This window comes from Mesorhizobium sp. B1-1-5, assembly GCF_006443065.1.
GTDB lineage: Bacteria > Pseudomonadota > Alphaproteobacteria > Rhizobiales > Rhizobiaceae > Mesorhizobium.
Genome location: NZ_VFWS01000043.1, coordinates 1 through 25821, shown reverse-complemented (window position 1 = coordinate 25821; position 25821 = coordinate 1). Strand labels below are relative to the sequence as shown.

Genomic DNA, 25821 nt, shown 5'->3' with positions numbered 1-25821 from the left:
GCCCGGGCTTTTCGGCCCGGCGCATCCTGGCAGCAACGTTGCGCGGTCTTTTCTGGTCACGACGCCGATCTACCAAGGCCGATAGCGCCTGCAACCTGGAATTGGACCGAAAATGAACTATGCCACCTTCCCCCTCGACAAGAGGATGCCGTTGCCCAGCACCGATCCGGAAAAGGGTGAAGACTTCATCGATATCGAGCGTCTGCTTGGCATGGCCGCCCGACAGGCCAAGGTGGTGGCGGTCTGCGCCATTATCGGTCTGTGCCTGGGCGTCATCTATCTGCAGACTACGCCCAAGCAGTATACGGCGGTCGCCAGCGTTTTGATCGATGAAGGGCTGAACAAAGTCGTCGACGACATCTCGGCGGCGAGCGCCACGGTGCAAACGGACGCGACGATTCTCAGCCAGATAGAGGTTCTCAACTCAGCGCGGCTGGCGTCTGTGGTGGTCGACAAGCTGAAGCTCGATCAAAACCCGGACTTCATGAGCCCGCCGCAGTCGGCTTTGGCCAAGGGTGTGGGATTCCTGCGCAGTATTGTCGGCTATTTCCGCGGCAACTCGGCAAGCGAGCTCCCCGGCATCGAGAATGTCGACGCGGCGACGCGCGAAGCCATGATCAAGACCGCGACCCACGACTACGCGGTTCTCATGCTGCAGACCGGGTTGCTGGCGGATCGCGTCGGCCGTGCCAACGTCATCAGCATCGGTTATCAGTCGACAAATCCGGCACTCGCCACGGCCATCACCAAGGCCTATGCCGACGCCTATCTGGCCGACCAGCTCAACGCCAGCTTCGACGCCACCGAGCGCGCGGCCTTGTGGCTGCAGGGCCGGCTCACGGAGTTGCGTGAAAGCTCTCAGCGGGCAGCTATGGCCGTCGAGAAGTTCAGGGCCGAACATGGATTGTCTGCCAACAGCGACGGACAACTCCTGAGTGACAAGCAGCTCGCCGATCTCAACGCACAGCTCATCGTCGCCCAGGCTGATACCGCCAGAGCCAGCGCCCGCTATCAGCAATACAAGGCGATCGTCGAAAGCGGTTCCGAAAGCGCCTTCAACGATTCGGCCATCGGCGCCGACCAGCCGAGCAGCTCGGTCATCATCGCGCTTAAGACCCGCTATCTGGCCATTGCCAAGCGCCTGCAGGACGTCGAGACGAATTTTGGCAAGGATCACCCGCAAGCGGTCGCGCTGGCCAAGGAAAAGGCCGATGTCTCGGCGCAGATCTTCGGCCAGTTGAAACAGCTCACCGAAAGCTACCGCAACGATTTCGAGGTGGCGCAGGCGCGCGAAACGGCTTTGCGCGACAAGATTTCCACCGCCGCCGGCAAGAGCTCGATCGACAACCAGTCGCAGGTGAAGCTCAAGGAGCTTGACCAGCAGGCACAGGCGCTCACCACGCTCTATCAGACCTTCCTCAGCCGCTATGAGGAAGCTTCGCAGCAGCAATCCTTCCCGGTCGGCAAGGTCCGCATCATTTCCGACGCGACGATGCCGCTCGCGGCTTCCAGCCCGCGCACCTTGCGCGTGCTGGCGCTCTCGCTGGTGCTCGGCCTGATGCTTGGCGCCGGCTTCGGCGGCCTCAACGAGTTCAACGAGCGTTTCTTCAGGACGGGCGAGGACGTTCGCGACCGCGTCGGCCTGAAATTCCTCGGTTATCTGCCGACGATCGGCGGCGGCAAGGCGAAGGATACCAAAGCCGACGACCTGCCGGCCGACGGCAAGGTGGCCAGCCTCTCCGCGGCTGAGAGACGGGCGCGCATGCGCGTCAGCATCGACGCCCCGGCTTCGATGTTCGCCGAGACGCTGCGTAACGCCAAGATCGCCTTCGACGTGGTGATGGAAGACCGCGGCAGCCGGGTCATCGGCGTCATTTCGGTGCTGCCTGGAGAAGGCAAGTCGACGGTGGCCGCGAACCTCGCCGGCCTGCTCGCGGCCAACGGTGCCAAGACCTTGCTCATCGACGGCGACCTGCGCAATCCAGGCATGAGCCGCAGCCTCGGCATGGAGGCCGAGCAGGGCCTGATGGAAGCAGTGGTCAACGGCCAGACCTGGCAGTCCGTCGGCAAGGTCGATCGCCAAACCAAGCTGGCGATCATTCCCGCCGTGCTGCGCGGCCAGTTCTCGCACACCAGCGAGCTTCTGGGCTCGGCCGGCATGCGGCGCTTCATCGAAAACGCCAAGGAGACGTTCGAATACATCATCGTCGACCTGCCGCCGCTCGGGCCCGTCGTCGACGCCAAGGCCTTCGCGCCGCTGGTCGATAGCTTCGTCCTGGTCGCCGAATGGGGCCGCACGCCCCGCAACATGGTGCGCTCGATGCTGGAATCCGAGCCCTATATCGCCAATAAGGTGATCGGCGCGGTGCTCAACAAGGTCGATCTGAAGAAGCTGGCGAAATACGGCTCGCTCGGCGGCTCGGAAAGGTTCTTCGACCGCTATTCGAGCTACTATCTGGAAAAATCGGAGCAGCGCCCCAAGCAGGCCGCCTGAGGCGTGTTTCCGTTCGGAGAGACAGAGATCGGGGGCGGTTCAGCCTAGAGCATGATGCCGAAAAGTGTGGAGCGGTTTTCGGACGACATCATGCTCTATCTCTTTGATTTAGAGCCGGATTCAGATTTCAGGTCGACTCGACCTGAAATCATCCGGCTCTAGGAGCGTGAACCGTCCTAATCCCGCGAAGACAGCAGCCGGCCGTATTTGCCGACGATCCTAAGCGCCGTCAGTCGTCCCGTTTGAAAGGCGCCGGTGTCGATGTCGAGCCGGCGTCCGTCGAGTGTCGGAACATTCACGATCGTGTGTCCGTGCACCACCCAGCGGTCGAGACGGTGCGCCGCCTGGAAGAACTCCTCGCGGATGTTGAGCAGATCGCCCTCGTCCTGCGCCTCGAGCGCCACGCCGGGACGGATGCCGGCATGCACGAAGACGAAATGCTCGGAGCAGACCATCGCCGGCAGCGTGCGCAGGAAGTCGACATGGCTGGCTGGGATGGCCTCGCGTATGCGCGCATCGGCCTGCTCGCTCGAACCGTAGAGGCTTATCAGCCGGTCAGGGTCAACGCCGTAGGAGAACAGGGTTTCGCGGCCGCCATAGCCGAGCCAGGTTTCACGCGAGAGATGACCGTCCAGATAGAGGAGCAGCGCGACTTCATGATTTCCCACGAGGCAGATGCGCTGGAAGCCCTTTGGCGGCGGCGCCATCAGATGGTCGATCACGCGCCGCGACTGCGGCCCGCGGTCGATATAGTCGCCCAGCATGATGATGATCTTGCGACCGCGGAAGCGCTGCGCATCGATCTGGATCTTTTGCTCCAGCGCGCGCAGTTCGTCGTGGCAGCCATGCACGTCGCCGATCACGTAGACGACCATGTCGCGCATGTCCATGACGAGGCGCTCGCGTGGCGCGGGTCGAGGGCGTCTCGATCGTTGGAAAAGATTCACGGATTGAGGCTCGGCTACTTGCACTGATCTGCGCCTCGATATCATGCCGAATGCAAACAATTCCACACCGGCGCGCGATCGGCAGTCGCGTCGTCAGGCGACCTTCAACCGATAGCGGAACAGCGTGTGGTCCAAGAGCAGCCGGATGCGCGGCTCGGCCTCGGTCGCAATAGCGGCCAGATAAGGCACGCCGGCGCGCATCAGGGCGCCGAGCATCGCCGCGCCGACGACATCATGGAAGAGATAGAGCGGATAGTCATCAGCCCGATCCGCCGCCAGCCGGGCCAGGAAAAGTCGGGGCGCAGCGACAACGCCATCAGCGCGACAGCCGCCATATAGTGATAGAACATCACCATGACGGCAGCCAGGCATCGCAGTATGTCGACGCCGCCGAATGTCGTCTTGTGCTGGGCCATGCCGTACCTTCGGTATGGCCCCCCACGCAAACTTTAAAGTTTATTGCTGCATTGCACAATAAGCGATTGCAGTGCGGGACAAATTGGTGAATTGATCCTTAACGCGGCCGTCTGCCGGCGACTACACCCCGATGCCACGTCCCTTCAGCGCCGCCGTGATCTCGTCCAGGATCGCCGGATCGTCGATCGTCGCCGGCATTGTCCATTCCTCCTTGTCGGCGATCTTCTGCATCGTGCCGCGCAGGATCTTGCCGGAACGGGTCTTGGGCAGCCGCTTGATCGTCACCACGGTCTTGAAGGCGGCAACCGGGCCGATCCGCTCGCGCACCAGCCCTACAACCTCACTTTCGATCGCGCCGCTATCGCGCGACACGCCGGCATTGAGCACCACGAAGCCGAGCGGCACCTGGCCCTTCATGGCATCGGCAATGCCGATGACCGCGCATTCGGCGACATCGGGATGGGCCGCCAGCACCTCTTCCATGGCGCCGGTCGAGAGCCGGTGGCCGGCGACGTTGATGATGTCGTCGGTGCGGGCCATCACATAGAGGTAGCCGTCCTCGTCCATCATGCCGGCGTCGGCCGTCTTGTAGTAGCCGGGGAACTCCTCGAGGTAAGCCTGGCGGAAACGGGCGTCGGCGTTCCACAGCGTCGGCAGGCAGCCGGCGGGCAGCGGCAGCTTGACCACGACATTGCCGAGCGTGCCGCGCGCCACCTCGTGGCCGGCATCGTCGAGGATGCGAATGTCGTAGCCCGGCATCGGCACGCCGGGCGACCCGTATTTCACCGGCAAAAGCCCGAGCCCCGCCGGATTGATCGTCATCGGCGAGCCGGTCTCGGTCTGCCACCAATGGTCGATGACGGGACGGTCGAGCTTCTGCTCCGCCCATTTTATCGTTTCGGGGTCGGCGCGCTCGCCGGCAAGGAACAGCGTGCGGAACTTCGACAGGTCGTATTTCGGCACGAACTCGCCCCTGGGATCCTGCCCCTTGATGGCGCGGAAGGCGGTCGGCGCGGTGAACAGCGCTACCACGCCGTGCTGCGAGATCACCCGCCAGTAGGTGCCGGCGTCCGGCGTGCCGATCGGCTTGCCTTCGAACAGCACGCTGGTGCAGCCATGCAAAAGCGGCCCGTAGACGATATAGGAATGGCCGACCACCCAGCCGACATCGGAAGCCGCCCAGAACACTTCACCCGGCTTGACGCCGAACTCGTGGTCCATGGTCCATTTCAGCGCGACCATGTGGCCGCCATTGTCGCGCACGATGCCTTTCGGCTGGCCGGTCGTGCCGGAGGTGTAGATGATGTAGAGCGGGTCAGTGGCTAAAACCGGCACGCAATCGACATTGGCGCCGGCGGCGCGTTCGCGCGCAACCGCATCGGCATAGTCGAAGTCGTAATTGTCCTTCATCTCGCAGCGCAGCTGCTCGCGCTGCAGGATGAGGCAGGCGTCAGGCTTGTGCTTCGACATCTCGATCGCCTTGTCGAGCAGCGGTTTGTAGGCGACGACACGGCCTGGCTCCAGGCCGCAGGAGGCGGTGATGATCAGCTTCGGCTTGGCGTCGTCGATGCGGGTGGCGAGCTCGTGCGAGGCGAAGCCGCCGAACACCACCGAATGCACGGCGCCTAGCCTCGCGCAGGCGAGCATGGCGATAGCGGCTTCCGCCACCATCGGCATGTAGATGATGACGCGGTCACCCTTGCCGATGCCGCGATGCCTCAGCACCGAAGCCAGCGCGACGACCTCGCGCTTCAATTCGGCATAGGTGAATGTCCGGATCGTGCCGGTGATCGCGCTGTCATGGATCAGCGCCAGCTGGTCGGCGCGGCCACCGGCGACATGGCGGTCGAGCGCGTTATGGCAGGTGTTGCAGGTGGCGCCGGTGAACCAGCGTCCATAGACGCCGGCTTCCGGATCGAAGACCTTTTCGGCCGGCCTATACCAGTCGATCGCCTTCGCCGCCTCGGCCCAGAACCCTATGGGGTCGCTTTTCCAGCCCTCATAGACTTCGTGATAGCGTGAGGCCATCCGCCTTCCTCCCAAGAAACGTTCTGCCGCCCTGCCATAGACTAAGCCGCGCGTGGCGGCCATGTCTTCCTGCATTTTGGTCGACATCGCCGGCAAACGTCTCTGTTCGGCGCCTTCGGTGGAGGCGTCGCCGTCACGGTCCGAGATATCAGCCGGCTTAAAGCGGCAGCGCCGCCAGCATCAGCCCGACGCCGCCGGCGATCAGGATGGCCGCCGCAAGCGCCTTCCGATGGCGCTCGAACGCCGTCGGAGCCCGTTCCCAATTGTAACGCATACAGATCACTCCCCAAAGCCCGGCGGACTCATAGCTTACTTAGGGGAAGCAAGGCAAGACTTCGCTAATATTCGCCCGGTAGCGGGCAGACACCTGGAGGGTCGATCGTCCCCCTTCGCCATGCAGGGCGATGGACAGCCTCGCGGCGCCGCGCTAATTGCTCTTCTAGCGAAGGGAGCGGGCGGATGGCTGAAATCGGCTCTGAAACGGTGCTGCGCATGGCGGACGATGCGTCCGTGCAGCATGTCGGCGATGGCGCGGTCGTGCTTTTGGCGCGCAGCGGCCAGCTTTACACCTGCAACGATACGACCGAGGCTTTTCTCGACAAGGTGAACGGCGCGCGCAAGCTCGACCAGATCGTCGATCTGCTGTCGGAGGAATTCGAGGTCGACAAGGCAACGCTCGATCAGGATATGGCCGAATTGGCCGCCGAGCTGGTGGCTGAAGGCATCCTCGCCGACCCGGACGCGTGATGGCCGACGGACCGGTCCTGCGCGCCTTGTTTCGCGTCCATTTGTGGCTCAGCGCCCGGCTGATGCCGGTGCTGGTCGGCCGGCGCGATTTCGAAAGCGTGTTGAAACTGGCCCCGCTGCAGTCGCCCGCACCCTATCGCGACTTGCCCTGGACCTACATCGTCCATCGCGTCAAGCGGACGGTGCGACGCCCCTGGCTGATGCGCGACCGCAGATGCCTTCGCGAAGGTCTGCTCGGCTTCCGCTTTCTGCGCATGGCCGGTCTTGATCCAGAGCTGCGTTTCGGCGTCGACGCCAAGTCGATGCACGAGCCTCGCCTGTCGGCGCATTGCTGGGTCTGCCTCGACGGCACGCCGGTGATCAGCGACAGCCAGCCCGGCATGGTGGAGATCTACCGCCACCCCGCCAGCATGAAGGCGCCAGCCGCTTGAGCAACCAGACCTTCCGCTATGATCTCAACGGCCAGGTCATAGGCATCACCGCCGCGCGTGCCGATCTGTGGCCGAGCTTCGACCTGATGCTCGGCGCCCTGCGTATGAACGAGCCTGTCCAGCCCGGTTTTCGCGTCGACATTGTCGAAACGCTTGAGTTGCACGAGAACCCCGAAGGAAAGCTGGCTTTCGACGGCGAAGTGCCGCTGGATGGCCATTGCCGCATGATCGACGCCGGACGCGCCTTCCATCTCGTCTTTCCGGGCCAGCAGACGCTGTCGATCCACGACGGCGAGAGCCGGGCCGAAATCCGTCTTCATCCCGACAGCAAGATCAAGTGGACTTTGCTGATGATGGTGCTGGATGCAGCACTCGACGCGGACGGCCAGCATATGCTGCACACCGCGGGTCTCACCTTGCCTGGAAAGGACGCCCTGGTTCTCATTCATGCGCCAAGCGGCACGGGCAAGTCGACCACATCGCTCGCGCTTGCCTCGCGGGGCTTCGGCCTCTGCTCGGACGACGTGATGATCCTCGACGCAAGCGCGCAGGGCATCACGGCCTGGGGCATGCCGCGCAAGGTGAAGGTCCACCGCAACACGGCGGCGATGCTGCCCTTCGTCGCGCCCTGCCTGGGCGAGAAGTGGGACGCCGAGGGCGAGCAATCCGTTTCGCTGGACCGCCTTGGCGAAATCATCCGTGTCGAGGATGTGCGCGCCAGGCCCGTCGCGGCGCTCCTGCACCTTGCACGCTCGGCAGACACCGAGACCCGGCTGTTGCCGATGGCCAGGACAGACGCCATGGTGGCTTTGGCCACCGACAATGTAAGGACCGGCATGACCGGCCTGCTGTCGCTGCAGAAAAGGCGCATGGCGACGATCGCGACGCTGGTGAAGGCGGTTCCGACCTTCACGCTGGAAGTTGGCGCAAGGCCCCCGGATGCGGCTGCGTTGATCCAGGCTGCGGTCGAGATTTAGTGGGAGTGAGTTTCCTCTCTCAGGCTGGATGTGGTCGCGGCCGCGCCAGCCTCTGCACCCAGCGGAAGGCATCACGGCTGAGGCGCGAGCGCAGCTTTTCGCGCGAATTGACCCGAAGCAGCATGTTGCCGGTGATCAGCCATTTCGCCAACCGTATCGAGAGGTCCGGCTTGATGCGGTCGGCAAGCTCGATCGCGCGCGGCGCGCCGAACAGACGTCCGGTGACGTTGAGGACCGTGGCCAGCTCGAGCTCGATGCCGGTCATGCGGGCGGCATCGAGCAGCCGCGCTTCCTCTTGAGACGATTTCAGCGCCCGCACGCCTTGCAGCACGTCGACGCAGAGCTGCAGGCGGTGGAACTTGTGGCCGCCGGCGGCATGGACGATGGCGATGGTGAGCAGCGCGGCCGGTGTGTCGGTTTCGCCGCCGTCGATCGCCTGCAACTCGCGAAAGCCAAGCGACAGGCGTCTGCGCATGCCGGTGTCGTGCACCAGATTGCCATGCAATTCGATCAGCAGGCTGGAGTTCTCTTTCTCCAGCCATTTGAATTCCTGCAGCTCGTGCGACTCGGCCTCGTCGCTGCCGAGCTCGAAGCCGCATTCGCCGATGGTCTTGTTGGCCTCATCGATGCTGGCGGGGTCGACGAGAATGTCGATGTCGGTGAAGGGACGGTCCGCAACTTGGCTATAGAGCTTGCGCGCGAACACCGGTCCCTTGACGATCCGGGCCGGCACGCCCTTTGCCGCCAGCGCCTTCATGATGCGGTCGCCGTGGTACTGCAACAGCATCGATTGGCCGGTCGCCATCGTCGCCTCGTCGCGCAACTCCGACAACTTCCGCTGCAAGGCTGCGTCCTGCGGCAGTTGAGCGTCGCCGATTTGCCGGAGTTTGCGCAGCATGATTGGCAGCACACCATGGAACTCGGCGTTGACGAGCAGCGCCAGCAGGGTTGCGGCTGCAATATCCCGGCCGACAGCAGGCAGTGCTTCGGGGTCGGCAAAGGTCAGCAGCAGCTTTTCATCGGCAGGCGCAAGAGAAGGCAGCATCAACCCGGACGGCGTTCGAATGACAGGAACAAGCCCATGCTTGCAGAAAATCACGCTGGAAACCAGTGCGCGGCGGCACAGCCGGCTTGTGAGTTTGACTTTGCGCGCGGATCGTCCATTCTCTGGATTTGATCCGGAGGGTGTTGGAAATGACGAAAAAGAAATATGAGGCGCCTTTGCTGCGCAAGGCTGGAAAACTGTCCAGCGTGGTGGCCGTGGCGTCACCGACGTTTTGAGGCGTTCGGGCTCGGTTTGCTGAAGCCGGCTACATTCCCCAGCGCAGCGCCGCCGTGTGTACCGGCGCGTCCCATAGTGCTGATGTTTCGTCATTCAGCATGGTCAGCGTGATCGAGCATCCCGCCATGTCGAGCGAGGTCACATAGGACCCGACCAGCGAGCGGACCACCGTCACGCCCTGCCTCTCGAACATCCTGCGGGCGCTGTTGTACATCAGATAAAGCTCCATGGACGGCGTGCCGCCGAAGCCGTTGACGAACAGCAGCGCCGGTCCTTTGGCGCGATCGCCGAGGTCGCCGGCAATCACCGCACAGACCTCCTCGGCGATGGCGTCGGCACTCTTCAGCGCGTCGCGCCGCCGGCCGGGCTCGCCATGGATGCCGACGCCGAATTCCATTTCGCCGTCGCCGATCTCGAAGGTCGGCTTGCCGGCGGCGGGCACCGTGCCGCTGGTCAGCGCCACGCCCATCGAGCGCGTCGCGGCATTGACGCGGTCGCCCAGCGCCTTGAGCGCGGGCAGGGGCATGCCTTGCTCGGCGGCGGCGCCGACGATCTTTTCCACCACCAGCGTGCCGGCCACCCCGCGCCGTCCGGTCGTGTAGGACGAGTTCTCGACCGCGACGTCGTCATTGGTCACCACCTGCAGCACGCCGTCCGCCATCTCTGCCGCCATGTCGAAATTCATCACATCGCCTTCGTAGTTCTTGACGATGAACAGGCAGCCGGCGCCGGTATCGACGGCCTCGACGGCGGCCAGCATCTGGTCGGGCGTCGGCGAAGTGAAGACCTGGCCGGGGCAGGCGGCGTCCAGCATGCCGTGGCCGACAAAACCGCCATGCAGCGGCTCGTGGCCGGAGCCGCCGCCCGAGATCAGCGCCACCTTGCCCGGCTTCAACGCCCTGCGGCGGATGAATTTGTGCTCGTCGCCAAGCACAAGGATATCGGCATGGGCGGCGGCGAAGCCATCGAGGCTCTCGGTCAGGACCGTGTCCACCGAGTTGATGAATTTCTTCATGGCAGTCCTCCCGACGTCTTAGTTTACGCAACTCCGAACGGAAAACCGCTGGACACTTTTCCTGGAATTGCTCTTGCTCAGCCGCTGCCCTTGCCGGCGATGCTGGTTATTTTCTGGATGAATTCGTTGATCGCCCGGTCGAGCGCGGCGTTCTGCCTGTCGTCGCCGAAATCCGGCACGATGAGCGAGACGTGGCGCGTCTTGCGGGGCCCCGAGGCTGCGGGCGCCTTGCCGGGATGCGCCTGGTGATAGGCGGCCATGAACTGGTCGCGCTCGGCCTGGCTGAAGTGGCAGACGGAAAAGATGGCCGGCAGGTGCCTTGACGGGATCGGGATCGAATAGGCCGGGCTGGAGATCTGTGTGACGAAGCTGCGGTGCTTGCCGAGCGCATCGGCAAGGCGCTGGCGCATACCCGACGGACGCTGGTCGATCACCTGCGACAGGATCGTCTTATAGGCGCGGATCGCCTCTTCCGAGCCTGTTTCCGATATCTTCTCGGTCCTGGCCATGCCGCGTCTACACCGCAACGTCGGCGATGGCCGCCTTGGCCATGGCGAGTTGCGCAGGGGCGACCGACAGGTCGCGCAAGCCCGCCGCGAGCAGGGCCGGAATGGCTGCCGGATCGCCGCCCGCGTCGCCGCATAGGCTGACCGCAATACCTTTCTCCCGCCCGAAGGCCGTGATCGCAGCGATCAGCCGCAGCACCGCCGGGTTGCGGACGGAGTTGAGATGCGCGACCGCCGCGTTGTCCCGCGCCGCCGCCATCACATATTGCGTCAGGTCGTTGGAGCCGATCGAGAAGAAGGCGACATCGGCGAAATCCTCCGGCGCCAGCGCGACGGACGGCACCTCGACCATGATGCCGAGCGGCGGAAGCTTGTGCGCGACGCCCTGCGCGGCAAGCGCGGCTTGTTCTTCCGCGAAAAGCGCGGCGGCTTGGCTGTACTCCTCGGGCGTGGCGATCATCGGGAACATCACCTTCAGATTGCCGTGGATGGCGGCGCGCAGCAATGCCCGTATCTGGACGCGAAAAATGTCGCGCCGCTTGAGCGAAAGCCTTATGCCGCGCAGGCCGAGAAACGGGTTGGTTTCCTCGACGGTGAAACCCGGCACCGGCTTGTCGCCGCCGGCATCGACGGTGCGGATGGTCACCGGCTTGTCGCCTGCCCATTCCAGCACGTTGCGATACGCACGGTATTGCGTCTCCTCATCCGGCAATGTCTTGCCGAACAGGAACTCCGTGCGCATCAAGCCGACGCCGTCGCAGCTTTCGATTTCGATGCCGTCGACATCGGAAGGGTAGGCGATGTTGACCTGGACGCGCACGGAGGTGCCGGCCTTGGTCACCGCCGGTTCCGTCAGGAATGTCCGCGCGGCGCCCTGGCGATCGGCGAAGGTGGAGGCGGACTGCCGGAAGGCTTCGATCTCGGCCGGCGAGGGCGAAATGACGATTCCGCCGCGTTCGGCATCGAGCAGCGCGACACCGGTGCGCGTTTCACCCTCGCCGCCAAGACCGACAACCATCGGCACGCCGTGCGAGCGCGCCAGCATAGCGACATGGCTGGCGGTGCTGCCGCGCTTGAGCGCGATGCCGCCGCCCTTGCTCCAGTCGGTTTCGAGGAAGCGCGTCGGCGCGATGTCGTCGCCATAAAGGATCGCGCCCGGCGGTGTCGCGGCCTCGCTGTCCTCGCTCAACGCCCGCAGCACCTGGTCGCGGATGTCGCGCAAATCCGCCGCGCGGGCACGGAAATAGTCCTGGTCCGACGCGTCGTAGCCGGCGATCTCGCTGTCCAGCGCCGCGCGCCAGGCGGCGTCCGCCGGCTGTCCGGAACCGATCGCCGCCAAAGCCGGACCGCTCAGCGCGTCGTCCTCCAGCATGGCGATGTGGAATTCGAGAATGCCGGCGGCGTCGCCATTGGCGGTTTCGACCAGCGCCGCCAGCCGGCCGACGGCCTTGCCGATTGCGCTCACCAATGCGGCTTGTTCTTCCTCGGCGGTCGCCTTGCCCTTGTAGCTCGCCGGAGGCTGGTCGAGGTCGAACAGCGGGCCTTCGGCGTAGCCGGGAGAGGCGGGGATACCCTCAACCCGCATGGCTCGCATTCCTTGCGGGCCTGGCGACATTCAGATCGGCCTCAAGCGGACCGGGCATGATCCGCGCCCTCGTCGAAGTCACGCTGCACCAGATCGACCAGCGCCTTCACTGCCTGGGCCGCGCCGTCGCCCTTGGCGCGGATATGCAGCATGGTCCCTTTCGGCGCCTTGGCCGCCATCACCTTGACGATGCTCTTGGCGTCGAACCAGGGACCGTTGGCCGCCACCGCCACCTCCACCTCGGCCGCGAACGACTTGGCGAGCTTGGTGAACTTCACCGAAGGGCGCGCATGCAGCCCCACCGCGTGGGTGATCAGGACCGTTGCTTCGGCGGATGCGGACATTCAGTCGGTTCCCGTTCGTTCACGACGGCGACAATTCATGCGCCGTCGCCACCACTTCCTTGAGCGAGGCGCCGCCGGAGGATTCGGTTGCCGCCATCACCGCGCCCTCGACGATCGGCGCGTTGCAGACGACTATTCTGTGGGAGCGCGGCTCGCCGATCATTTCGACCGCCATCTCCGAGTTGGTCTCGGCGCCGCCGAGATCGACCAATATAGCGACGCCCGCTTCCGACCAGGCCTTGTCGATCGCGCCCATGATCGCTTCGACGCTGGTGCCGAGGCCGCCATGGCCGTTTCCGCCGCACCATGCAAGCGGCACTTCGTCGCCCACCATCTGGCGCACCATGTCGGCCGTGCCTTCGGCGACCAGGGGCGAATGCGACACGATGACGATACCGACATTGCTCATCAAATGCCCTCGACAGTTTCGGCGACTGCGCGCACCAGCAGCGCGGTCGAGCGCGCTCCGGCGTCCATATGCCCGATCGAGCGCTCTCCCAGGAAGGAGGCGCGCCCGCGCAAGGCCTTCATCGGCACCGTGGCCTCTGCGGCCTTGTCGGCGACGTCGGCGATCTCGCTTGCCGTCTTGCCCTGCGCCAATGCCTCATACACCGGCGCCAGCACATCGAGCATGGTTTTTTGTCCCGGCTGCGATTTGCCGCGCGCCGCGACCGCCTCGATCGCCTTGCCCAGTGCCGCGGCCAAGCTGCTTCGATCGGGTGCTGCCGGCAATTCCTTGCCGAGCGCCATGAACAGCGTGCCGAAGAGAGGCCCGGACGCGCCGCCGACGGTCATTACCAGCTTGGTGCCGACGGCCTTCAGCGCCTCGGGCAGCGGTTTTGCCGCGAAGGCGTCCGCTTCGGCGCGCACCGCCTCGAAGCCGCGCTTCATGTTCAGCCCGTGGTCGCCATCGCCGATCGCCTGGTCGAGCGCGGTCAACTCCTCGGCATGCGCCGCGATCGTATCGGCCGCCGCCGCGATCAATCGGGAGAAATCGGCTGCGGCCATTTCCTGTCCTTCATGCCGGGGCGAACAGAGCCGCCACGGCGGCGAAAACTTCGGCGACCGCGAAGGCGCCGGGATCCGCGACGTCAAGCTGTCTGCCGATATAGGCGGAACGCCCGGCCTTTGCTTTCTGCATCGCGGCGGTCGCCTCGGCGCCTTGCCGCGCTGCTTCTGCCGCTGCTTCCGGCCCGCTTGCGTCCAGGGCTTTCAGCGCGGGCTCCAGTGCATCGACCATCGTGCGGTCGCCGATCCTGGCGCCGCCGTAGAAGGTCATCCGGTCGAGCCCGGCAAGCAACGCCTTGCCGAGCGACGCGCCGGTGCCCAGCGATTGCGACGCGGCGGTGAAGAAGATCGACAACAGCACGCCGCTGGAGCCGCCCATCGACGTGCCCAACGTATCGCCGATTGCGGCAAAGGTCGCGGCCTTGTCGGCGAGCGGCAGCGCCTCGATGCGCTCGAGAATGCTGCGCGCGCCCGTCGCCACCGTCGAGCCGGTATCCCCGTCGCCGGCCTTGGCGTCGAGCGCATTGAGCGGCTCTTCGAGCGCGATCAGCTTTTGGCAGACGGCTTTGATCAGCCGCTCGGCGGCCGCATCGCGGCTGGCAGGCTTGCTGGCTGTGCCCATGCCAGGCCTGGCCATCGCGATGACGACCGGCGGACGAACCGGCTTCGCCGGCAGCCAGGCATGCAGGCCGACCGGCGCCAGCAGCGCCGCCTCGCGCTCCGCGTCGAGCTTGAGCAGCGACAGCGAGAAGCCGTTCATGTTGAGCGCCGTCATCAGATGACCGGGGCCGATGGTCAGCGTCACGGCCTTGGCGAGCGGCGACGACAGGACGGCGTGTGCGATCAAAGACATTTCGAGCGGCGGCACCGAGCCGAGATTGTTGATCAGCAAGGCATAATGGCTGCCGGGATCGAGCCGCGCCGCGAGGCGTTCGGCCATGACAGCGACGAATGCGCCGGCGCTCTGCAGCGCGATGCGCTCGACGCCCGGCTCGCCATGGATGCCGAGGCCGAGCTCGCCATCATCCGCGCCGAAGCGCTCCTCATGCGCCTGTCCGGGGATCGAGCAGGAGGAAAGCGAGATGCCGAGCGAAGCGATATCCTTGCCCGCCGCGCGCGCCGCCGCGGCAACCGATGCCAAGTCATGGCCGGTTTCCGCCAGGTGTCCGGCGATCTTGTGCACGAACAGCGTGCCGGCAACGCCGCGCGGCTGCGCGATGTCCGGAAGCGCGATGTCGTCGCCGACGATCACCATCTCGACCGCAAGGCCCTCGGCGCGCGCCTTTTCCGCGGCCAGTCCGAAATTGAGCCGGTCGCCGGTATAGTTCTTGACGATCAGCAGGCAGCCGGCGGGGCCGGTCGTCGCGCGGATCGCCGCCAGCACCGCCTCGACGCTGGGCGAGGCGAAGATCTCGCCGGAGACGGCCGCCGTCAGCATGCCGGCGCCGACGAAGCCGGCATGCGAGGGTTCATGCCCCGCGCCGCCGCCCGAAACGATCGCCACTTTCGTCTTGTCCCACTCGGCGCGCAGCACGACCTTGATCTCGGGATAGCCGTCGAGGCGGGCCAGCGCGCCCGATCCCGTCGTGGCGAGGAAGCCGTCGAGCGCCTCGGTGACGATCGTGTCCTTGCGGTTGAAAAAGTGCTTCATGAATTTCGTCCAGTCCGTATCTGCGATCGTCAATCGGTTTGCAAATCTATGCGCGAGCCGGCTACATCAATCTTTGCCCGTCCGAGCCGAAATAGAGCGGCGCCATGTAGCGGATCGTCACCTTATCCCCTTTGGCTAAAGGCGTGTCCGGATCGGTGAGCGTCACCAGCTTCTTCGGCCCCACCGTCACATGCAGGTGGTTCTGGTCGCCGAGATGCTCGACCCAGTCGACGACGCCGTCCGCATGTCCGTTCGCTGCCTTCTCGATCGCGAGATGCTCGGTGCGCGCGCCGATCGTCGTCGTTCCGGTCGGGGCGCCGCCGTCAGGCAGCAGTCCGGCCGGCAGAAGGTTGATCGCCGGCTGGCCGAGGCGCGCCGCGACATGAAGGTTTGCCGGCTCAGAATAGATCGCGCGCGGCGTGCCGATCTGCACCAGCATGCCGTCGGCGAGGATGCCGATGCGGTCGGCCATGGTCATCGCCTCGATCTGGTCGTGCGTGACATAGAGCATGGTAGCGCCGAGCTCGGACTGGATGCGCTTGAGCTCGAGCCGGAGATCGGCGCGCAGCTTGGCGTCGAGCGAGGACAGCGGCTCGTCCATCAGGTAGATCGCGGGCTTCCTCACAAGGGCGCGGCCGATGGCGACGCGCTGCATCTCGCCGCCGGACAATTTCGTCGAGCGGTTGTCGAGCTTGTGGTCGATGCGCACCATGCGCGCGACTTCCTCGACGCGCCGCCGCACAGCCTCTTCGGGAAACCGCCGCGCCGGCGAGCGCAGCGGGAAGGCGAGATTGTCGAACACCGAAAGATGCGGATAGAGCGAATATTGCTGGAAGACGAAGGCGGTGTCGCGTTCGGCCGGCGACAGCGCCGTCGCGTCTTGGCCGCCGATGTGGATCGTGCCGCTATCCGGCCGTTCCAGCCCGGCGATCAGCCGCAGCGTCGTCGTCTTGCCGGCGCCGGTCGGCCCGAGCAGCACGACGAATTCGCCGTCCTTGATCACGAGGTCGAGATCGTTGATCGCGACGGTGTCGCCAAAACTCTTGGTCACGCCCTGGATACGGACATCAGCCATGGCGCGCCTCCGCTGCCTGATCATGCATGGCGGTCCTGACCGCGCGGCCGGAACCCTTCTCGAACAGCGACAGCCGCGCACCGTTCAGCGCCAGCCCGACCTGTTCGCCAGGGCTGAGATGGACGCCGGCCGGCACCCGCGCCTTGATGATGCCGTCGGCCGTCTCGACCGCAACGATCTGCGTGGTGCCGAGATATTCGGTGCCGTAAATCGCGCCGCGCAGCTTCGAGCCGTCGTCGAAGCGGATATGCTCGGGCCGGATGCCAAGCGCCATGTCGGCGGGCGCGACGTCCTCGCGGACTTCCGGCACCGCCACCTTTGCGCCCTGCACGACGATCTCCTTCGCGCCCCTGGCGAGCCCGCCGCCGAAGCGCAGGAAATTCATCGGCGGCGAGCCGATGAAATCGGCGACGAACATGGTTGCGGGCCGGTCGTAGATTTCGCGCGGCGTGCCGAACTGCTCGATGACGCCGTGGTTCATCACCGCGATCTTGTCAGCCATCGACATCGCTTCCATCTGGTCATGCGTGACATAGACCGTCGTTGCGTGGATGCGGTTGTGCAGCTCGCGCAGCTCATGCACCATCAAATCGCGGAATTCGGTATCGAGCGTGCCGAGCGGCTCGTCCATGAGAAAACATTTCGGCCGCCGCACGATGGCGCGGCCGAGCGCGACGCGCTGCCGGTCGCCGCCGGCAAGGCCGGAGACGGACTTGTCGAGCAGATGGTCGATGCGCAAGAGCTTCGCCGTCTCCTCGACGCGGCCGCGGATCTCGGCCGACGGCATGCCCTGCGCCAAAAGCGGAAAGCCGATGTTCCGGCACACATTCATATGCGGGTAGAGCGCGAAGAGCTGGAAGACGAAGGCGATGTCGCGCTCGCGCGCCCGGCGCATGGTGACGTCCTCGCCGCCGAGCAGGATCTTGCCGCCGGTCGGCAGCTCAAGACCGGCGATCATGCGCAGCGTCGTCGTCTTGCCGCAGCCGGACGGCCCAAGCATGACGAAGAACTCGCCGTCCTCGACGACAAAGTTGGAATCCTGCACGGCGACGAATGCGCCGAAGGCCTTCCTCAGGTTCTGAACACGGATCTCGGCCATCGTTATTCCGGGAATTTCGAGACGATGATGAACATCACCGTGCCGGTGAGCATGGTGACGAAGGAATAGGTGTAGAGCGACAGCGCGAAAGGCTGGAACAGCATCAGAAAGCCGATCGCGATGATCGCGGTCGCGATGTTTTCCATCAAGCCGCGCCTTGCCCATCGCGGCCAAGAGGAGCGCTTGGAGGCAACAGAGCGGTTCATGCGTTCCTCCCTTCCTTCCCGTTCAAGGGGAGAAATGGTTGCCAGGTGATTCCCCCACTCCGTCGCTGCTTCGCAGCGCCACCTCTCCCCCCTCCGGAGGGAGAGGAAGGGAGCCTGGCTGAATGAAGTTCGCGCCCTTCCTCTACCCCGTCGATCGGGGGAGAGGTGTCGAGCGAAGCTCGACGGAGTGGGGGTCGACCTGTTCCCACACTAGTCATTTGCGCACCGCGCCGAAGGTGATGCCGCGCAGCAACTGCTTGCGCAGCAGGATGGTGAAGACGAGGATCGGCACCAGGAAGATGGTCGTGCCCGCCGCCACTGCCGGCCAGTCCTGGCCGCCTTCGCCGATGATGGTCGGGATGAAGGGCGGAGCGGTCTGCGCGGTGCCGGAAGTAAGCAGCGCTGCGAACGCATATTCGTTCCAGGCAAAGATCAGGCAGAAGATGGCGGTCGCGGCGATGCCGGTGGTCGCCTGCGGCAGCACGGTGCGCCAGAAGGCCTGCAGCCTGGTGTAGCCGTCTATCATCGCGGCCTCTTCATACTCGCGCGGGATCTCGTCAATGAAGCCCTTCAAGAGCCACACAGCCAGCGAGACGTTAACCGCGGTGTAGAGCAGGATCATGCCGAGCGCGGTGTCGGAGAGGCCGAGCTCGCGGTACATCAGATAGATCGGGATCGCCACCGCGATCGGCGGCATGAAGCGCGTCGACAGGATGAAGAACAAAAGGTCGTCGGCCAGAGGCACCTTGAAGCGCGAGAAGCCATAGGCCGAGAGCGTGCCGAGGAACACCGCGCAGAAGGTCGAGCCGAAGGCGATGATCAGCGAATTGACGAAGCGCGGCAGGAAGTTCGACGGCCCGGCGATCACCATGTTGCGCTTGCGCACGGTCTCGTCGCAGAAGCCGGTCGCCGGTCCGAGCGACTTGATATAGTCAGGCGTCTGCCTTGTGCGGGTCGTGAACAGGTTGCAATAGCCCTCGATGCTCGGCTGGAAGACGATCTTGGGCGGATAGGCGATCGAATCCGGCGGCGTCTTGAAGCTGGTGGCGAAGATCCACAACAGCGGCACGATCGAGATCAGCGCATAGGCTATGATGATCGTGCCGGCGATCAGCTTCGCGTTCGACGAGGGCGCAACGACGGAATGAGCAGTGGTCAGGCTCATCTCTGCTTCACCTTGTTGAGCGCCTTGACGTAGATGTTGGCCAGCCCGAACACCGCAACGAACAGGATGATGGCGAAGGCCGAGGAATAGCCGGTGCGCCAGCTTTCGAAAGCCTGCCGCTTCAGCGTGATCGAGGCGACTTCCGTGGTCGAGCCGGGTCCGCCGCCGGTGAGCAGGTTGACCATGTCGAACATCTTGAAATTCTCGATGCCGCGAAACAACACCGCCAGCATGATGAAGGGCAGCGCCATCGGCAGCGTGATCGACCAAAACTGCCGCCAGTTGGAGGCGCGGTCGACCTCGGCCGCCTCATAGATGTATTCGGGAATGGAACGCAGGCCGGCGAGGCAGATCAGCATCACGTAAGGCGTCCACATCCAGGTGTCGACGATGATGATCGCCCACGGCGCCAGCTCGACATTGGACAGCATCTGCACATTCGTCGGCGGAATGCCGGTGACGAATGAGACGACATAGGAAAACAGCCCGATCTGCGGCTCGTAGAGGAAGCGCCAGAAATTGCCGACCACCGCCGGCGACAACATCATCGGTACCAGGATGATGGTGGTCCAGAAGGCGTGGCCGCGAAACTTGCGGTCGATCAGCCAAGCCAGCGTGAAGCCGATGACGGTCTGCAAGAGGATCGTCCAGAACACGAAATGCGCCGTCGTCTGCATGGCGATCCAGATGTCCTGGTCGCCGAGGATGCGCTGGTAATTGGCGAGCCCAAGGTTCTTCACCGCCTCGTTCGGCCGGTTGGCGCGGAAATTGGTGAAGGAGAGATAGATCGCCCAGAACAGCGGGAAGATGTTGATGGCCAACAGCAAAAGGATCGTCGGCGAGATGAACAGCCAGGCGAGGCCCTTGTCGCTGATGCCCCGGATCTTCTTGGCCAACGGTTCCGGTGTTGCCCGGGCAACGTTGTCCGCAGTCCGATCGAGCATGGTAAGTCCTGCTTCGGTCACGGGTAAGTCTCGACTGTGGAATTTATCTGAACTGCGTCCCGTGCCAAGCGCGGCACGGGACGCTGCGGTTGGGCTCGGGAGGAGCCTACATCTTGCCGTCGTCCTGGAAGACCTGCGTCCAGTCCTTGACCAGCCCGTTGAGCGCGTCCTTGGGCGAGCCCTGGCCGGCCACGACATAGTCATGGAAGCGCTTCTGCGAGGCCTGCAGCAGCGGTGCGTAGCTGGGTTCCGCCCAGAAGTCCTTCACGATTGCCATCGAGTCGAGGAAGGCCTGCGCATAGGGCTGGCTGGACGGGAATTTCGGGTCCTTGACGACGGAGTTCAGGCAGGAATAGCCGCCGAGCGACCACCACTTGGCCTGCACGTCTTTGTTGGCGAACCACTTGATGTATTTCAGCGCCGATTCCTGCTTGTCGGAATAGGAAACCACCGAAATGCCCTGGCCGCCGAGCTGCGCGAACTGGTCGCCGTCGGGACCCTTCGGATTGACGAAGTAACCGATCTTGTCGCCGCCGACATTCTCGTCCTTCTGCAGACCGGGCCAGGTGAAGGCGAAGTTCATGTGCATCGCCACTTGGCCGGATTTGAAGGCGTCGACACCTTCGCCCATGTAGCTGTTTGAGGCGCCGGGCGGCGTGCAGCAGTCATAGAGCGACTTGTAGAATTCCAGCCCCTTCACCGATTTCTCGGAATTGACGAAGCCTTCCATCTCGTAGGGCTTCTTCGGGTTCTCATATTGGAAGCCGTAGCTGTAGAGCACGTCCATGGCACCCATGGTGATGCCTTCCGAGCCGCGCTCGGTATAGATGGAGGCGCCGTAGACGGTCTTGCCGTCGATCTGCCGCTTCTGGAAGAATTCGGCGATCTGCTTCAGCTGGTCGAATGTGGTCGGCGGGGCGAGGTCCCAGCCGTATTTTTCCTTGAATTCCTTCTGCAGCTCGGGCCGCGAGAACCAGTCCTTGCGATAGGTCCAGCCGACGACGTCGCCCATGGCCGGCAGCGCCCAGTAGTTCGGCGTGTTCTTCGGCCATTCCGAATAGCCGACCACGGTCGCCGGCACGAAGTCGTCCATGCTGATCTTCTCCTTGTCGAAGAAGTCGTTCAGCTTCACGTAATGGCCGTTCTCGGCGGCGCCGCCGATCCACTGGCTGTCGCCGATTATCAGGTCGCAGAGCTTGCCGTGCGAGTTGAGCTCGTTGAGGAAGCGGTCGGCGTAATTGGTCCACGGCACGAACTCGAATTTCATGTCGATGCCGGTTTCTTTGGTGAAGTCCTTGGACAGTTCCACGAGCGCGTTGGCCGGATCCCAGGCCGCCCAGCACAGCGTCAGGTCTTCCGCATGCGCGACGTTCGAGACGGCTGTCGACGCAAAGATCGCCGAGGCCAGTCCCAACGCCAGTTTCAAGGTCGATTTCATGCCTTACCTCCCATTTGCGAAACGCGTCCGGATGACGGTTTCAAGAGCCCTCAACCCTCGCTCCTCCGAGGGCCCAAACACGGCGGGCGAATGCGCCGTCCGATGTTTAGTAATTTGTTTAGTGATGCGCTTTTTACTAAACAACGCAAGCGAATTCGTTGCTGCGCCGCAGCATGGCGAAACGCGTCATTGAAATCGTTGGAAAATGATCGCCGGACCTGCGTGCTGCCGACGTCAGCTGGCCGCGTTGGCGGGGCCCGGACTTGTCGTCACCGGCCGGATCGGCGGCGCCGGCGGCAGGAGCGCGCGTATGTCGGCGAAGGGGAAGATCGGCTCGAAGCGGAAAGCCTCGGCCAGCGCGCCGGGTGCGCCGTTGCATTGTCCGGCGCGAAACTCGTTCTGAAGGCGCGCCCTGTGCACATAGTGCTCCGGACCCTGCGACTGGTGCGCGAGGATCGCTTTCGCCTTGATGTCCCAATGATGCGAGATTTCGACATAATGCGTCGGCGAAAAACCGGTGCCGCCGAGCGTATCGGCATGCAGCACCGGCACCGCGAAGGATGCGGCGAGCCGCACGCCGTCGGACAAGGCGCGGTGGTCGCCGTGATAATCGGAGGGCGCATGGGTGATGGCGAGGTCGGGCTTCGCCTCGCCGATCAGTGCCTTCAGCGCCGCAATGAACGTGGCATCGGCGACGAGCTCCCCATCGGGAAAGTCGAGGAAGCGCGGCTCGACGCCGAGCAGGCCCGCCGCCTTGGCCGCTTCCTTGCGCCGCAAGAGGGCAAGCGCCTTGGGGTCGCCCATGCCGCCTCTGGCACCATCGGTGGCTATGGCGAAAGTCAGTTCTGCGCCTTGCGCGGCATAGGCGGCCAGCGTACCGAACATGAATATCTCGATATCGTCGGGATGTGCCCCCAGCGCCAGTATCTTCACGTCTTTCTCCCGGAAATGGAATCGTGCCGAACGGAATCCTGCTCGCTCTTCTCGCTTACGCAAACTATTCGTTCAGCGACGCCGTCATCAAGGGTCTGGGCGGGCAGTTCACCGTCTTCGAGATCGGCTTCTTCATGACCTTGTTTGCCGGCTGTTTCCTCTTCTTCACCCGGCCGAAGGAGGAGCGTTGGCGCGATTTCTGGCGCACCGGGCGGCCCTGGGCCGTGCAGGCACGCGCCTGGGCCGGCATCGCCTCGGGCGTGCTCAGCGTCTATGCCTTCACCAGCATTCCGCTGGCGGAGGTTTATGCGCTGCTCTTCCTGGCCCCGTTGCTCGTCACCGTGCTTTCGACCGTCATCCTGAAGGAGGAGGTCGGCCCCTGGCGGTGGCTTGCCGTGGTCGCGGGCTTCGCCGGTGTCATGCTGGTGGTGAGGCCGGGCTTCCGCGAATTGCATCTTGGCCATCTCGCCGCCTTCGCCAATGCCTTCGTCGCGGCGACCATCGTCATCCTGATGCGCTCGCTTGCCCAGCAGGAAAAGCGCACGACCATGCTGGGCTCGCTGATCGGCTATGGCCTGCTCTTCAACGGGGTCGGCGCGGTCGCGACGTCATTTGCGCTCCCCAATCTGTGGCAATTGGGCTGGCTGGTCCTGGGCGGCCTGTTCACCGCCGGCGGCCAATTGCTGCATCTCCTGGCGGCCAAATACGCCCCGGCCAATCGCATCGCCCCGACGCATTATTCGCAGATCGTCTGGGCGGTTATTCTCGGCGCGATGTTCTTCAGGGAATATCCCGACGCGATGACGCTGGTCGGTCTCGCAGTCGTCGGCGCCTCAGGCCTCCTCACCATGGTGCGCGAGGAAGTGCGGCTTGGTACAGTGCGCTGGAACCCGTTTACGCGTGCGCGGCTTTGACCTGCATGGGCCCGACACGTTGCACGGCGACCGCGACCGCTGATATGCGGGCAAAATGACGACGAAACCCTTGCCGGACCTTCCGGTCACAGCCGTGCTGCCGGCACTCGGCGAAGCGCTCGCGCGGCGCAGCAGCGCCGTGCTGGTGGCGCCGCCCGGCGCCGGCAAGACGACGCTGGTGCCGCTGGCGCTGCTCGACGCGCCTTGGCTCGGCGAGGGCCGGATCGTGCTCCTCGAGCCGCGGCGGCTCGCCGCCCGCGCCGCCGCGCGCCGCATGGCCGAATTGCTGGGCGAGGAGCCCGGCGGCACGGTGGGCTACGCCATGCGCATGGAGAACCGCACCTCGGCGCGTACCAAGATCCTGGTCGTCACCGAAGGCGTGCTCTCGCGCATGATTCTCGACGATCCGGAGCTGCCCGGCGTCTCGGCGGTGATCTTCGACGAATTCCATGAACGCTCGCTCGACGGCGATGTCGGCCTGGCGCTGGCGCTCGACGTGCAGGGCGCGTTGCGGCCGGACCTGCGTCTGCTGGTCATGTCGGCGACGCTCGACGGCGCGCGCGTGGCGAAGCTTTTGTCGGAGGCGCCGGTGATCGAAAGCGAGGGTCGCGCTTATCCGGTCGAGATCCGCTACGAAGAACGGCCAGCCGGAGTCGCGATTGAGGACGCCATGGCCAAAGCCGTGCGCGCGGCCTTGGCCGGCGAGCCGGGCAGCGTGCTTGCCTTCCTGCCCGGACAGCGCGAGATCGAGCGCACCGCCGAGCGGCTCGCGGGCAACGTCGCGGCCGACACCGACATCGTTCCGCTCTATGGCCAGCTCGACAACAGGGCGCAGGATCAGGCGATCAGGCCGGCGCCGGACGGCCGCCGCAAGGTGGTGTTGGCAACCTCGATCGCCGAGACCTCGATCACCATCGACGGCGTGCGCGTCGTCATCGATTCCGGCCTGTCGCGGTTGCCGCGCTATGAACCGGCAAGCGGTCTGACCCGCCTGGAGACCGTGCGCGTCAGCAAGGCCTCGGCCGACCAGCGCGCCGGCCGCGCCGGCCGCACTCAGGCCGGCGTGGCGGTTCGCCTGTGGCGGGCCGAGCAGACCGCGTCGCTTCCCGCCTTCACGCCGCCGGAAATCCTTGAGGCCGATCTGTCTGGGCTGCTGCTCGACTGCGCCGCCTTCGGTGTCGCCGATCCGTCGAGCCTTTCGTTCCTCGATCCGCCGCCGGCGCCCGCTCTCAACGAGGCGAGGGTGCTGCTCAAGGCGCTGCATGCCATCGACGATGCCGGCAGGTTGACCGAGGCGGGCGCCGCCATGCGCAAGCTGGCGCTGCCGGTGCGGCTGGCGCATATGGTGGCCGAAGCGGCGAAGAGCGGCCACCCGCTCGAAGCAGCGACGCTGGCCGTGCTTTTGACCGAGCGTGGGCTGGGCGGCGACAGCGCCGATCTGGAGCGGCGTCTGATCCGGTTTCGTGGCGAGAAATCCCCTCGCGCCAATGCCGCGCGGCAATTGGCGGAGCGTCTGGCCGGGCAGGCTGGCGGAGACAGAAGCGACGCGCCGGCCGGCGCCGGCTCGATCCTCATCCATGCCTGGCCGGATCGCGTGGCAAGGGCGCGCGGCGAGCGCGGCCGCTTCGTGCTCGCCAACGGCTCAGGCGCCATGGTCGATGCCGCGGATCCGCTCGCCAATGAAACCTGGCTTGTGGTCGCCGACCTGCAGGGCAAGGCGCAGAACGCCCGCATCACCGCCGCCGTGCCGGTCGGCGAAGTCGATATCCGCGCCGCCCTTGCCGACCGCATCGAGACAAAGCGTGAGACGAGTTTCGACCGCGAGCGCCGCGCCGTGCGCGTGCGCGAGACCGCGCGTCTCGGCGCCATCACGCTTTCCGAACGCATGCTGCCGGCGCCGTCCGGCGCCGATGCCGACCGCGCCATAACGGATGCCTTGCGCGAGCACGGCCTGTCGCTGCTCGACTGGGGCAAGGAAGCGGAGGTGCTACGCCAGCGGCTCGGCTGGCTGCACCGCGGCCTGGGGGCGCCTTGGCCCGACGTTTCCGATGAAGCGCTCATCGAGGGCCTCGACGATTGGCTCCTGCCGTTTCTCTCCGGCGATGCCTCTCTCGCGGTCATCAAGCCGGCGACTTTGTCGTCGGCGCTCATGGCGCTGGTCCCGCACGACCTGCAGCGCAAGGTCGACGCGCTGGCGCCGACCCATTTCGACGCGCCGTCGGGCAGTCACGTGCCGATCCGCTATGACGGCGAGTGGCCGGTGCTTTCGATCCGTGTGCAGGAACTGTTCGGCCTCGACCGTCATCCGGCGATCGCAAACGGAACCGTTCCGCTGACGCTCGAATTGCTGTCGCCGGCACACCGCCCGATCCAGACGACGCGCGATCTTCCCGGCTTCTGGCGCGGCTCCTGGGCGGATGTGCGCGCCGACATGCGCGGTCGCTATCCAAAACATGTCTGGCCGGAAAACCCGCTGCTGGCCGCCGCCACCAGCCGCGCCAAGCCGCGTGGGACGTAGGCTTGCTCAGTAGCTCTGGCGGCCAGCTCGCGTTAGCGGACGGCGTAGGTGGGCGATTGGCACAAACGCCCATCACGTCGTCATCCACGGGCGGAGC

At 64.9% G+C, this 25821-nt stretch carries 25 protein-coding genes; 6 read left to right on the top strand and 19 right to left on the bottom strand.

The features are described 5' to 3' along the window. Window positions 1–112 precede the first annotated feature (112 nt). Complete coding sequence (locus FJ980_RS15505; RefSeq protein ID WP_140544108.1) at window positions 113–2494, top strand: polysaccharide biosynthesis tyrosine autokinase; 2382 nt, start codon at window positions 113–115, stop codon at window positions 2492–2494. A gap of 176 nt (window positions 2495–2670) precedes the next feature. Here FJ980_RS15505 and FJ980_RS15500 read toward each other — a convergent pair whose 3' ends face one another. From FJ980_RS15500 to FJ980_RS15490, 4 genes are all read right to left on the bottom strand, one after another. Further along, window positions 2671–3384, bottom strand: coding sequence for a metallophosphoesterase (locus FJ980_RS15500; RefSeq protein WP_246673225.1), 714 nt, complete (start codon window positions 3382–3384; stop codon window positions 2671–2673). 150 nt (window positions 3385–3534) lie between these two features. After that, window positions 3535–3657 carry a hypothetical protein gene (locus FJ980_RS35840; protein WP_281406331.1) on the bottom strand — a complete coding sequence of 41 codons (123 nt, stop codon included), beginning with the start codon at window positions 3655–3657 and terminating at the stop codon, window positions 3535–3537. Next, window positions 3642–3857 (bottom strand): hypothetical protein, encoded by a 216-nt coding sequence (locus tag FJ980_RS35380; RefSeq protein WP_246676428.1) that lies wholly within the window; start codon window positions 3855–3857, stop codon window positions 3642–3644. Before FJ980_RS35380 ends, FJ980_RS35840 begins: the two co-directional genes overlap by 16 nt. Window positions 3858–3978: 121 nt before the next feature. Next, window positions 3979–5886 (bottom strand): propionyl-CoA synthetase, encoded by a 1908-nt coding sequence (locus FJ980_RS15490; RefSeq protein WP_140544104.1) that lies wholly within the window; start codon window positions 5884–5886, stop codon window positions 3979–3981. Between the two features lie 459 nt (window positions 5887–6345). Between FJ980_RS15490 and FJ980_RS15485 the strand changes: the two genes are divergently transcribed. Genes FJ980_RS15485 through FJ980_RS15475 form a run of 3 tightly spaced genes read left to right on the top strand, consistent with a single transcriptional unit; the run spans window position 6346 to window position 8041 of the window. Beyond that, the gene (locus FJ980_RS15485; RefSeq protein WP_095766141.1) at window positions 6346–6633 is read left to right on the top strand and encodes a PqqD family protein; all 288 of its coding nucleotides are present in this window, start codon (window positions 6346–6348) and stop codon (window positions 6631–6633) included. After that, window positions 6633–7064, top strand: coding sequence for a lasso peptide biosynthesis B2 protein (locus FJ980_RS15480; RefSeq protein ID WP_140544101.1), 432 nt, complete (start codon window positions 6633–6635; stop codon window positions 7062–7064). Before FJ980_RS15485 ends, FJ980_RS15480 begins: the two co-directional genes overlap by 1 nt. Beyond that, window positions 7061–8041 (top strand): serine kinase, encoded by a 981-nt coding sequence (locus tag FJ980_RS15475; RefSeq protein WP_140544099.1) that lies wholly within the window; start codon window positions 7061–7063, stop codon window positions 8039–8041. Before FJ980_RS15480 ends, FJ980_RS15475 begins: the two co-directional genes overlap by 4 nt. Window positions 8042–8060: 19 nt before the next feature. On the opposite strand, the gene FJ980_RS15470 is transcribed toward FJ980_RS15475, so the two are convergent. From FJ980_RS15470 to FJ980_RS15400, 15 genes are all read right to left on the bottom strand, one after another. Beyond that, a complete protein-coding gene (locus FJ980_RS15470) occupies window positions 8061–9086 on the bottom strand; it encodes a nucleotidyltransferase family protein (protein WP_140544097.1) in 1026 nt (341 codons plus the stop codon). A gap of 265 nt (window positions 9087–9351) precedes the next feature. Next, window positions 9352–10338 carry a dihydroxyacetone kinase subunit DhaK gene (gene dhaK, locus FJ980_RS15465; RefSeq protein WP_140544094.1) on the bottom strand — a complete coding sequence of 329 codons (987 nt, stop codon included), beginning with the start codon at window positions 10336–10338 and terminating at the stop codon, window positions 9352–9354. A 77-nt stretch (window positions 10339–10415) separates the two neighbouring features. Next, complete coding sequence (locus tag FJ980_RS15460) at window positions 10416–10847, bottom strand: hypothetical protein (RefSeq protein ID WP_140544092.1); 432 nt, start codon at window positions 10845–10847, stop codon at window positions 10416–10418. A 7-nt stretch (window positions 10848–10854) separates the two neighbouring features. Continuing rightward, entirely contained in the window at window positions 10855–12429 is a 1575-nt protein-coding gene (gene ptsP / locus FJ980_RS15455) for a phosphoenolpyruvate--protein phosphotransferase (protein WP_181181217.1), read from the bottom strand. Between the two features lie 41 nt (window positions 12430–12470). Then, on the bottom strand, window positions 12471–12773 hold the full coding sequence (locus tag FJ980_RS15450) for an HPr family phosphocarrier protein (protein ID WP_140544086.1): 303 nt from the start codon (window positions 12771–12773) through the stop codon (window positions 12471–12473). Window positions 12774–12792: 19 nt separating this feature from the next. Beyond that, window positions 12793–13182, bottom strand: a complete 390-nt coding sequence (gene dhaM / locus FJ980_RS15445; RefSeq protein WP_140544084.1) for a dihydroxyacetone kinase phosphoryl donor subunit DhaM — start codon at window positions 13180–13182, stop codon at window positions 12793–12795. Then, a complete protein-coding gene (gene dhaL / locus FJ980_RS15440) occupies window positions 13182–13781 on the bottom strand; it encodes a dihydroxyacetone kinase subunit DhaL (protein WP_140544081.1) in 600 nt (199 codons plus the stop codon). The genes dhaM and dhaL overlap by 1 nt, the downstream gene beginning before the upstream one ends. A gap of 10 nt (window positions 13782–13791) precedes the next feature. Beyond that, entirely contained in the window at window positions 13792–15432 is a 1641-nt protein-coding gene (locus FJ980_RS15435; RefSeq protein ID WP_140544079.1) for a dihydroxyacetone kinase subunit DhaK, read from the bottom strand. A gap of 61 nt (window positions 15433–15493) precedes the next feature. Then, a complete protein-coding gene (locus FJ980_RS15430; RefSeq protein WP_140544076.1) occupies window positions 15494–16507 on the bottom strand; it encodes an ABC transporter ATP-binding protein in 1014 nt (337 codons plus the stop codon). Then, on the bottom strand, window positions 16500–17606 hold the full coding sequence (locus FJ980_RS15425; protein ID WP_140544074.1) for an ABC transporter ATP-binding protein: 1107 nt from the start codon (window positions 17604–17606) through the stop codon (window positions 16500–16502). Before FJ980_RS15425 ends, FJ980_RS15430 begins: the two co-directional genes overlap by 8 nt. A 2-nt stretch (window positions 17607–17608) precedes the next feature. Continuing rightward, window positions 17609–17812, bottom strand: a complete 204-nt coding sequence (locus FJ980_RS15420; protein ID WP_140544072.1) for a hypothetical protein — start codon at window positions 17810–17812, stop codon at window positions 17609–17611. Between the two features lie 214 nt (window positions 17813–18026). After that, on the bottom strand, window positions 18027–18977 hold the full coding sequence (locus FJ980_RS15415; RefSeq protein ID WP_140544069.1) for a carbohydrate ABC transporter permease: 951 nt from the start codon (window positions 18975–18977) through the stop codon (window positions 18027–18029). Next, window positions 18974–19921, bottom strand: a complete 948-nt coding sequence (locus FJ980_RS15410) for a sugar ABC transporter permease (RefSeq protein ID WP_140544131.1) — start codon at window positions 19919–19921, stop codon at window positions 18974–18976. The genes FJ980_RS15415 and FJ980_RS15410 overlap by 4 nt, the downstream gene beginning before the upstream one ends. Before the next feature lie 106 nt (window positions 19922–20027). Further along, window positions 20028–21359: an ABC transporter substrate-binding protein gene (locus tag FJ980_RS15405; RefSeq protein WP_140544067.1), complete on the bottom strand. Its 1332-nt coding sequence runs from the start codon at window positions 21357–21359 to the stop codon at window positions 20028–20030. A gap of 234 nt (window positions 21360–21593) precedes the next feature. Next, on the bottom strand, window positions 21594–22292 hold the full coding sequence (locus tag FJ980_RS15400; RefSeq protein ID WP_140544065.1) for a PIG-L deacetylase family protein: 699 nt from the start codon (window positions 22290–22292) through the stop codon (window positions 21594–21596). A 23-nt stretch (window positions 22293–22315) separates the two neighbouring features. Between FJ980_RS15400 and FJ980_RS15395 the strand changes: the two genes are divergently transcribed. Together FJ980_RS15395 and hrpB are read left to right on the top strand one after the other, a co-directional pair. Further along, window positions 22316–23206 carry a DMT family transporter gene (locus FJ980_RS15395; RefSeq protein WP_140544062.1) on the top strand — a complete coding sequence of 297 codons (891 nt, stop codon included), beginning with the start codon at window positions 22316–22318 and terminating at the stop codon, window positions 23204–23206. Between the two features lie 55 nt (window positions 23207–23261). Continuing rightward, window positions 23262–25724 (top strand): ATP-dependent helicase HrpB, encoded by a 2463-nt coding sequence (gene hrpB / locus FJ980_RS15390; RefSeq protein WP_140544060.1) that lies wholly within the window; start codon window positions 23262–23264, stop codon window positions 25722–25724. Window positions 25725–25821 lie beyond the last annotated feature (97 nt).